Origin of the sequence: Vibrio sp. Sgm 5 (genome assembly GCF_026241575.1) — a bacterium.
Classification (GTDB): domain Bacteria; phylum Pseudomonadota; class Gammaproteobacteria; order Enterobacterales; family Vibrionaceae; genus Vibrio; species Vibrio jasicida.
Genome location: NZ_JAPHPY010000121.1, coordinates 1 through 1566, shown reverse-complemented (window position 1 = coordinate 1566; position 1566 = coordinate 1). Strand labels below are relative to the sequence as shown.

Below are 1566 nucleotides of genomic sequence, written 5' to 3'. Positions count from 1 at the left end.
TTAAATTGAAGAGTTTGATCATGGCTCAGATTGAACGCTGGCGGCAGGCCTAACACATGCAAGTCGAGCGGAAACGACTTAACTGAACCTTCGGGGAACGTTAAGGGCGTCGAGCGGCGGACGGGTGAGTAATGCCTAGGAAATTGCCCTGATGTGGGGGATAACCATTGGAAACGATGGCTAATACCGCATGATGCCTACGGGCCAAAGAGGGGGACCTTCGGGCCTCTCGCGTCAGGATATGCCTAGGTGGGATTAGCTAGTTGGTGAGGTAATGGCTCACCAAGGCGACGATCCCTAGCTGGTCTGAGAGGATGATCAGCCACACTGGAACTGAGACACGGTCCAGACTCCTACGGGAGGCAGCAGTGGGGAATATTGCACAATGGGCGCAAGCCTGATGCAGCCATGCCGCGTGTGTGAAGAAGGCCTTCGGGTTGTAAAGCACTTTCAGTCGTGAGGAAGGTGGTAGTGTTAATAGCACTATCATTTGACGTTAGCGACAGAAGAAGCACCGGCTAACTCCGTGCCAGCAGCCGCGGTAATACGGAGGGTGCGAGCGTTAATCGGAATTACTGGGCGTAAAGCGCATGCAGGTGGTTTGTTAAGTCAGATGTGAAAGCCCGGGGCTCAACCTCGGAATAGCATTTGAAACTGGCAGACTAGAGTACTGTAGAGGGGGGTAGAATTTCAGGTGTAGCGGTGAAATGCGTAGAGATCTGAAGGAATACCGGTGGCGAAGGCGGCCCCCTGGACAGATACTGACACTCAGATGCGAAAGCGTGGGGAGCAAACAGGATTAGATACCCTGGTAGTCCACGCCGTAAACGATGTCTACTTGGAGGTTGTGGCCTTGAGCCGTGGCTTTCGGAGCTAACGCGTTAAGTAGACCGCCTGGGGAGTACGGTCGCAAGATTAAAACTCAAATGAATTGACGGGGGCCCGCACAAGCGGTGGAGCATGTGGTTTAATTCGATGCAACGCGAAGAACCTTACCTACTCTTGACATCCAGAGAACTTTCCAGAGATGGATTGGTGCCTTCGGGAACTCTGAGACAGGTGCTGCATGGCTGTCGTCAGCTCGTGTTGTGAAATGTTGGGTTAAGTCCCGCAACGAGCGCAACCCTTATCCTTGTTTGCCAGCGAGTAATGTCGGGAACTCCAGGGAGACTGCCGGTGATAAACCGGAGGAAGGTGGGGACGACGTCAAGTCATCATGGCCCTTACGAGTAGGGCTACACACGTGCTACAATGGCGCATACAGAGGGCAGCAAGCTAGCGATAGTGAGCGAATCCCAAAAAGTGCGTCGTAGTCCGGATTGGAGTCTGCAACTCGACTCCATGAAGTCGGAATCGCTAGTAATCGTGGATCAGAATGCCACGGTGAATACGTTCCCGGGCCTTGTACACACCGCCCGTCACACCATGGGAGTGGGCTGCAAAAGAAGTAGGTAGTTTAACCTTCGGGAGGACGCTTACCACTTTGTGGTTCATGACTGGGGTGAAGTCGTAACAAGGTAGCGCTAGGGGAACCTGGCGCTGGATCACCTCCTTATACGATGATTA

Annotated in this window: 1 rRNA gene; it reads left to right on the top strand. The window is 53.3% G+C overall.

The features are described from left to right. The first annotated feature begins 2 nt into the window (after window positions 1–2). A 16S ribosomal RNA gene (locus tag OQJ86_RS26275) occupies window positions 3–1555 on the top strand. Window positions 1556–1566 lie beyond the last annotated feature (11 nt).